This window comes from Mesorhizobium sp. M0500 (assembly GCF_040321165.1).
Taxonomy (GTDB): Bacteria; Pseudomonadota; Alphaproteobacteria; order Rhizobiales; family Rhizobiaceae; genus Mesorhizobium.
Genome location: NZ_JAMYRB010000005.1, coordinates 387,743 through 395,123, shown reverse-complemented (window position 1 = coordinate 395,123; position 7,381 = coordinate 387,743). Strand labels below are relative to the sequence as shown.

Sequence of the window (7,381 nt, the reverse complement as noted above, 5' to 3'; positions counted from 1 at the left end):
CCCGCGGGGGCGCCTCGGGGGGGGGGGCGTATATCACCCGGCGGCGGCGGGCGCCGGGGCCTATCGCCATGGCTACGGCCACCGGCCGCACGCTGAAGGCCGCGATCGAGCAACTGCCGCCGATGGAATGCCCGCAGCACAAAGTGGTGTCGCTGACCGGCAACATCTCGCCGGACGGCTCGGCGGCCTTCTACAACGTCATCTTCACCATGGCCGACAGGGTCAAGGCGCGTTCGTTTCCGATGCCTTTGCCGGTCATCGCTTCCTCGCCCGAGGAGCGCGAGATGCTGCTCAGCCAGCCGATGATCCAGCCGACGCTGGCGCTTGCGGCCGAGGCCGACGTCACCTTTGTCGGCATCGGCGATCTCGGCCCGAAAGCGCCGCTTTACGAAGACGGCTTCATTTCGGAGGGCGAATTAAAGGCGCTGCAGAAGGCCGGCGGCGTCGCCGAGATCGTCGGCTGGGTATTCGATCGTGACGGCCGCATGATCGAGGGCATCACCAATGATCGGGTGTCGTCGGCGCCGCTGCCGTCGCGCGAAAAGTCGCTGGTGATCGCGCTTGCCATGGGCGACCGCAAGCTGCCGGGCATCTTCGCCGCCGTCAACCGGCGGTTGGTCAACGGCCTCATCACCGATGAGCGGACCGCCGCCGCCTTGCTGGCGGGCGCATGATCTCCGAGCCGCTGGCGGTCGGAAACGATCATGTGAAATCGAAACGCATCTGAATCCCCGATAAAACGAGCGTCACTACTGGTGCCGGCCGCAAGGATCGTTGCCGTCGAGAAAGCCCATGTCGCGCTGCAGATGCGGCGGCAGCTCCCGGACGTCGAGATAGGCCCGTTTCCGCGCCGCGTGCCTTGCCAATCCCCGCGCCAACCGTGAAAACCAGCCATGGGCTGGAGCAAGAAGCAGCTTTTCCTGTATTGTGGTCATGATCGTCAGCCTTCGCTATCCCTAGGCGTAATTGATCTTCAATACGGAATATCGGTAGGACCGGCCGGTGCCGCCAATCAAACGTCGATCACTGCCCATAAGGAGGGCTTATGCCGGAGCTCAATTCACGACAGCTGGTTTCGCAGCTTCCTCCGCTTCAGGCGATCCGGGTGTTCGAGGCGGTGGCGCGGCATCTCTCGTTCACCAAGGCCGCCCAGGAGCTTGGCATGACGCAGGCGGCGGCAAGCTATCAGATCAAGCTTCTGGAGGAGCGCATCGGCGCGCCCCTGTTCTTGCGCCAGCCAAAACAGATCGTGCTGACCGAACCCGGCCAGCGCCTGGCGCCCGCGGTCAGCGAGGCGTTCGCGCTGTTGAGCGGCGCCTATGCCGCCGCGCGCACCGGCGCCGACGGCTTGCTTTGCGTTTCGACGCTGCTGACATTTGCCTCCAATTGGCTGGCGCAGCATCTCGGTTCGTTCCAGGTCGCGCATCCGTCGCTGGCGGTGCGCGTCGATACTTCGAACAGGGTTGTCGACTTTGCCAGAGAGGATATCGACATCGCCATCCGCTCCGGCGGTGGCAACTGGCCGGGCGTCGAGACCCATATGCTTTTCAGGGCCGATTTCACGCCGGTCCTTAGTCCAAAGCTCGCGGCAAGCATCGGCGGAGTCAAGGAGCCGGCCGACCTGCTGCGGCTGCCGATCCTCGACCCGGGTGACATCTGGTGGCGGGACTGGTTTGCCGCCGCCGGCCTGCCGGTCGAGGATCTGGCCAGGCGTCCCGGCACCAGCATGGGCGCGCAGGCCTACGAGGCCAATGCCGCGATTGCCGGCCACGGCGTGGCGATCGTTACCAAGGCGCTGTTCAAGACCGAACTTGCCGACGGCCGCCTGATCCAGCCCTTTGATCTGGTCGGTGACGACGGCCACGCCTATTGGCTGGTCTATCCGACGGCACGACGCAACGTGCCGAAGATCCGCGCCTTCCGCGATTGGATCCTGAGTGAAATCGCTTGCCAGTAGGCTGAATCCCAGCAAGCCCGATAGCAAAGCGCCGGGCCCAATCAGCCCGGCCGAATCCTTCGTCAGACATGCCGCAAACGTCCCAGGCTTGCCGCTGCACAAGACCCGGCGTGCTGCGCTGCAGCAACGAATCCGTCTTGACATAATTCATCGCAAGTGAGTAATTGCTCACAGCCAAGGCAAATGCTCATCTTGGTTTATGGGAGGAATTTTGATGAAACTTCGCACGTTCACCCTAGGCCTGTTCTCGGCCAGCGCGCTCGCTTTCGCCGCGCATGCCGAATCCATCACCATCGCCACGGTCAACAATGGCGATATGGTCCGCATGCAGAAGCTGACCGACGACTTCACCGCCAAGAATCCCGACGTCCAGCTGCAGTGGGTCACGCTCGAGGAAAACGTTCTGCGCGAGCGCGTCACCACCGACATCGCCACCAAGGGTGGCCAGTACGACGTGATGACTATCGGCACCTATGAAGTGCCGATCTGGGCCAAGCAGAACTGGCTTTTGCCGCTCGACAAACTCGGCGACGATTACGACGTCAAGGACATCATCCCGGCCATAGCCGGCGGCCTGTCGGTCGACGGCAAGCTCTACGCAGCCCCGTTCTACGGCGAAAGCTCCTTCGTCATGTACCGCAAGGACCTGATGGAAAAGGCCGGGCTCAAGATGCCCGATGCACCGACCTGGGACTTCATCAAGCAGGCCGCCGACAAGATGACCGACCGCGCCAACGGCGTGAACGGCGTCTGCCTGCGCGGCAAGGCCGGCTGGGGCGAGAACATGGCCTTCCTGACCGCCATGTCGAACTCGTTCGGCGCGCGCTGGTTCGACGAGAACTGGAAGCCGCAATTCGACCAGCCCGAATGGAAGAACACGCTGCAGTTCTATGTCGACCTGATGAAGGCCGACGGCCCCGAGGGCGCGTCGTCCAACGGCTTCAACGAAAACCTGGCGCTGTTCCAGCAGGGCAAATGCGGCATGTGGATCGACGCTACCGTCGCTGCCTCCTTCGTTTCCGACCCGAAGAACTCCACCGTCGCCGACAAGGTCGGCTATGCGCTGGCGCCGGACAATGGCCTCGGCAAGCGCGGCAATTGGCTGTGGGCATGGTCGCTAGCCATCCCCGCCGGCACGCAGAAGGCCGACGCCGCTCAAAAGTTCGTAGCCTGGGCAACCAGCAAGCACTATGCCGAGCTCGTCGCCTCGAAGGAAGGCTGGGCCAACGTTCCGCCGGGAACGCGCTCGTCGCTCTATGCCAATCCCGAATACCAGAAGGCAGCACCTTTCGCCAAGATGACGCTGGACTCGATCAACTCCGCCGATCCGACGCACCCGACCGTCAAGCCGGTGCCTTATGTCGGCGTCCAGTTCGTCGCCATTCCTGAGTTCCAGGGTCTCGGCACCACCGTCGGCCAGCTCTTCTCGGCGGCACTTGCCGGCCAGTCGAGCGTCGACGATGCCTTGAAGCAGGCGCAGGACGCCGCCACCGCGACGATGACCGAGGGCGGTTACATCAAGTAAGCTCCTCCGGGTGCCGGTTGCCAATGGCGACCGGCAACGGCCGCCCGAATCCCAGTTCGGGCGGCCAGCTTTCACACCGCTGAAAAACTTGGCCGACCTCGAAGGGTGACCGTCATGGCTACTCAGCAGACCCGTTCGCTTGCCCGTTTCATGATGGCGCCATCCGTGGTGCTGCTGCTGGTCTGGATGATTGTGCCGCTGGCATTCACGCTGTGGTTTTCCTTCCAGCAATACAACCCGCTCAATCCGATGCGCGACGGCTTCGTCGGGTTTTCGAACTACGCGCTGTTCTATTCCAACCCGGCATTCCTGCAGTCGATCCTCAACACGCTCACCATCGTCGTCAGCGTGCTTTTGATCACGGTGATCGGCGGTATTCTGCTCGCCCTTCTGCTCGATCAGCCGATGTGGGGACAGGGCATCGTCCGCATCCTTGTCATCTCGCCGTTCTTCGTCATGCCACCGGTGGCAGCACTGGTCTGGAAGAACATGATCATGCATCCGCAGTACGGGGTTTTCGCCGATATTGCGCGCTTCTTCGGCGGGCAGCCGATCGATTGGTTCGGGCAGCATCCGCTCCTGGCGATCATCATCATCGTTGCCTGGCAATGGCTGCCGTTTGCTACGCTGATCCTGTTGACCGCGCTTCAGTCGCTCGACGGCGAGCAGAAGGAAGCCGCCGAAATGGACGGCGCCGGCTTCATCAGCCGCTTCATCTATTTGACGCTGCCTCATATGTCGCGCGCCATAACCGTCGTCATCCTGATCCAGACGATCTTCCTGCTGTCGGTCTATGCCGAGATCCTCGTCACCACCAATGGCGGCCCGGGTTACGCCTCCACCAACCTGCCCTTCCTCGTCTATCAGAAGGCATTGCTGGAGTTCAAAATCGGCCAGGCGTCCGCCGGCGGTATCATTGCCGTCATTCTCGCCAACATCGTTGCCTTCTTCGCCATGCGCGCTGTCGGCAAGAACCTGGATAAATAAGGGAGGATAAGATGGCACGTGCGCTGAACCACCCCCACTCCGTCCCGCTGCGCGGGACACCTCTCCCCCTGCCCGGGGTAGAGGAAAGGCCTGCATCGAAACCGCGCCCTTCCTCCACCCCCTCGATCGGGGGAGAGGTGGGTTGCGCAGCAAACCGGAGTGGGGGTCGACCCTGCCGCCAACATCGCCGATAGGGAGGACCTGACCATGGCACGTGCAGTCACCACCCAGCACAAGACGATTGCTACCGCGGCCGCCTGGATCGTCGCGCTGCTGATCTTCTTCCCGATCCTCTATACGATCATCACTTCGTTCAAGTCGGAGCAGGAGGCTATCCAGGGCTTCAACCTGTTCCCGTCGGGAACCACGGAGAGCTATTCCGAGGTCCAGGCGCAGAACGGCTATTTCAAATTCTTCCTGAACTCGGTGTTCCTGTCGGTCGGCTCGACCATCCTGGCTCTGCTCGTCGCCATACCGGCGGCATGGTCGATGGCGTTTTCGCCGGGCAAACGCACCAAGGACATCCTGATGTGGATGCTTTCCACCAAGATGATGCCGGCCGTCGCCGTGCTGTTTCCGATCTATCTGATCTTCCGCGATACCGGTCTGCTCGACAGCCGCATCGGCCTGATGGTCATGCTGATGCTGATCAACCTGCCGATCGTGGTCTGGATGCTTTACACCTATTTTCGCGAGATCCCGGGCGAGATCCTGGAAGCGGCGCGCATGGACGGCGCATCGCTCTGGAACGAGATCATCTATGTGCTGACGCCGATGGCGGTCCCCGGCATCGCCTCGACCATGCTGCTCAACATCATTCTCGCCTGGAACGAGGCGTTCTGGACGATCCGGCTGACCACCACCGAGGCCGCGCCGCTCACCGCTTTCATCAGCTCCTTCTCCAGCCCGCAGGGGCTGTTCTGGGCCAAGCTTTCGGCCGCCTCGACGCTGGCGATCGCACCGATACTGATCATGGGCTGGTTCAGCCAGAAGCAGCTGGTCCGAGGCCTGACATTCGGTGCGGTAAAGTAGCGGGCATCGCCTGACGCAAAACGAAAAGATAGCCCTTCGGGGGAGGAAACCATGGGAAACATCACGCTCAAGAACGTCTCCAAATCCTTCGGGGCGACGTCCATCATCCCCGGCCTCGATCTCGTCATCGAGGACGGAGAGTTCGTCGTCTTCGTCGGCCCGTCGGGCTGCGGCAAATCCACCCTGTTGCGTCTGATCGCCGGTCTCGAGGATACCAGCGGCGGCACCATCATCATCGATGGTCGCGACGTCACCGGCGAGGCGCCGGCCAAGCGCAAGCTGGCTATGGTGTTCCAGTCCTATGCGCTCTACCCGCACATGACGGTGGCCAAGAACATCGCCTTCCCGCTGAAGATGGCGGGCGAGGACCAGGCGACCATCGACAAGAAGGTGAAGGACGCCGCGCGGATCCTGAACCTCACCAACTACCTCGACCGCCGCCCCGGCCAGCTCTCCGGCGGCCAACGGCAGCGCGTCGCCATCGGCCGCGCCATCGTGCGCCAGCCGTCGGCCTTCCTGTTCGACGAGCCTTTGTCCAATCTCGACGCGGCGCTGCGCGGCACCATGCGGCTGGAGATCAGCGAGCTGCATCACCAGCTCAAGACAACCATGGTCTACGTCACCCACGACCAGATCGAGGCGATGACCATGGCCGACAAGATCGTCGTGCTCAATGCCGGCAATATCGAGCAGGTCGGCTCGCCGATGGAGCTCTATAAGACGCCGAAGAACCTGTTCGTCGCCGGCTTCATAGGTTCGCCGAAGATGAACCTGATCGAAGGCGCGCCGGCCGCCAAATATGGCGCCAAGACGGTCGGCATCCGCCCGGAGCATATGAACATTTCGAAGACGTCAGGCGACTGGAAGGCGACGGTCGGGGTTGCCGAGCATCTCGGCTCCGACACGTTTTTGCACGTCCAGGCGGATGGTGTCGGGCAGCTGACGGTGCGTGCCGACGGCGAGTTGGCCGCCCATCACGGCGACACGATCTACCTGACGCCGGAAAAGGCCAAGCTGCATCGTTTCGGCGCCGACGGGAAGGCGATGCTGCAATGAGGCTCCGGGGTAAATCGGCGCTGATTACCGGATCGGCGCGCGGCATCGGCAGGGCGTTTGCCGAAGCCTACATGCGCGAAGGGGCGACGGTCGCGATTGGCGACATCAATCTCGAAGCCGCCGAGAAGACGGCTTCGGAAATCGGCCGCAACGCCTACGCGGTAAAGCTCGACGTCACCGATCTCGCGTCTATCGATGAGGCCGTCAAGGCAGTCGAAGCCAGGGCCGGCGGCCTGGATATCTTGATCAACAACGCTGCTTTGTTCGACCTGGCGCCGATCGTCGAGATCACCAAGACAAGCTACGACAAATTGTTTTCGGTCAACGTCGCCGGCACGCTGTTTACGTTGCAGGCCGCCGCCCGTTCGATGATTGCCCGGGGCAAGGGCGGCAAGATCATCAACATGGCAAGCCAGGCCGGGCGCCGCGGCGAGGCGCTGGTCACCGTCTACTGCGCCACCAAGGCGGCGGTCATCTCGCTCACCCAGTCGGCAGGGCTCGACCTGATCAAACACCGCATCAACGTCAATGCCATCGCCCCGGGTGTCGTCGACGGCGAGCATTGGGACCATGTCGATGCCTTGTTCGCCAAGTTCGAGAACCGGCCGAGGGGCGAGAAGAAGAGGCTGGTCGGCGAAGCCGTGCCTTATGGCCGCATGGGCACGGCGCAAGACCTCACCGGCATGGCGGTGTTCCTGGCCAGCGATGAGGCCGAGTACATCGTCGCCCAGACCTACAATGTCGATGGCGGCCAGTGGATGAGTTGAGGGGGCGAAGGCGCTCTTCCCCCCGTCTCCTCCACGGGGGGAAGAGCCGTCCCGCTA

Annotated in this window: 8 protein-coding genes; 7 read left to right on the top strand and 1 reads right to left on the bottom strand. The window is 62.7% G+C overall.

Annotated features, from left to right (window positions below; genetic code table 11):
* Positions 1-674: sugar-binding transcriptional regulator (locus NKI70_RS13345; RefSeq protein ID WP_352724660.1), on the top strand; the 674-nt coding region annotated here is incomplete at its 5' end.
* Between the two features lie 75 nt (positions 675-749).
* Here the strand turns inward: NKI70_RS13345 and NKI70_RS13340 are convergent.
* Positions 750-935, bottom strand: a complete 186-nt coding sequence (locus tag NKI70_RS13340; RefSeq protein ID WP_254815832.1) for a hypothetical protein — start codon at positions 933-935, stop codon at positions 750-752.
* A 110-nt stretch (positions 936-1,045) separates the two neighbouring features.
* On the opposite strand from NKI70_RS13340, the gene gcvA reads away from it, so the two are divergent.
* The 6 genes from gcvA to NKI70_RS13310 all read left to right on the top strand — a co-directional run bounded on the left by gcvA (position 1,046) and on the right by NKI70_RS13310 (position 7,324).
* Positions 1,046-1,957 (top strand): transcriptional regulator GcvA, encoded by a 912-nt coding sequence (gene gcvA, locus NKI70_RS13335; protein WP_352568549.1) that lies wholly within the window; start codon positions 1,046-1,048, stop codon positions 1,955-1,957.
* Positions 1,958-2,171: 214 nt separating this feature from the next.
* Positions 2,172-3,482 carry an ABC transporter substrate-binding protein gene (locus NKI70_RS13330; RefSeq protein WP_352568548.1) on the top strand — a complete coding sequence of 437 codons (1,311 nt, stop codon included), beginning with the start codon at positions 2,172-2,174 and terminating at the stop codon, positions 3,480-3,482.
* 114 nt (positions 3,483-3,596) lie between these two features.
* Positions 3,597-4,469 carry a carbohydrate ABC transporter permease gene (locus NKI70_RS13325; protein WP_031195183.1) on the top strand — a complete coding sequence of 291 codons (873 nt, stop codon included), beginning with the start codon at positions 3,597-3,599 and terminating at the stop codon, positions 4,467-4,469.
* Between the two features lie 207 nt (positions 4,470-4,676).
* Entirely contained in the window at positions 4,677-5,501 is an 825-nt protein-coding gene (locus NKI70_RS13320; protein ID WP_023676992.1) for a carbohydrate ABC transporter permease, read from the top strand.
* A 51-nt stretch (positions 5,502-5,552) separates the two neighbouring features.
* Positions 5,553-6,557 (top strand): ABC transporter ATP-binding protein, encoded by a 1,005-nt coding sequence (locus NKI70_RS13315; protein WP_023676991.1) that lies wholly within the window; start codon positions 5,553-5,555, stop codon positions 6,555-6,557.
* The gene (locus NKI70_RS13310; protein WP_023676990.1) at positions 6,554-7,324 is read left to right on the top strand and encodes an L-iditol 2-dehydrogenase; all 771 of its coding nucleotides are present in this window, start codon (positions 6,554-6,556) and stop codon (positions 7,322-7,324) included. The genes NKI70_RS13315 and NKI70_RS13310 overlap by 4 nt, the downstream gene beginning before the upstream one ends.
* Positions 7,325-7,381 lie beyond the last annotated feature (57 nt).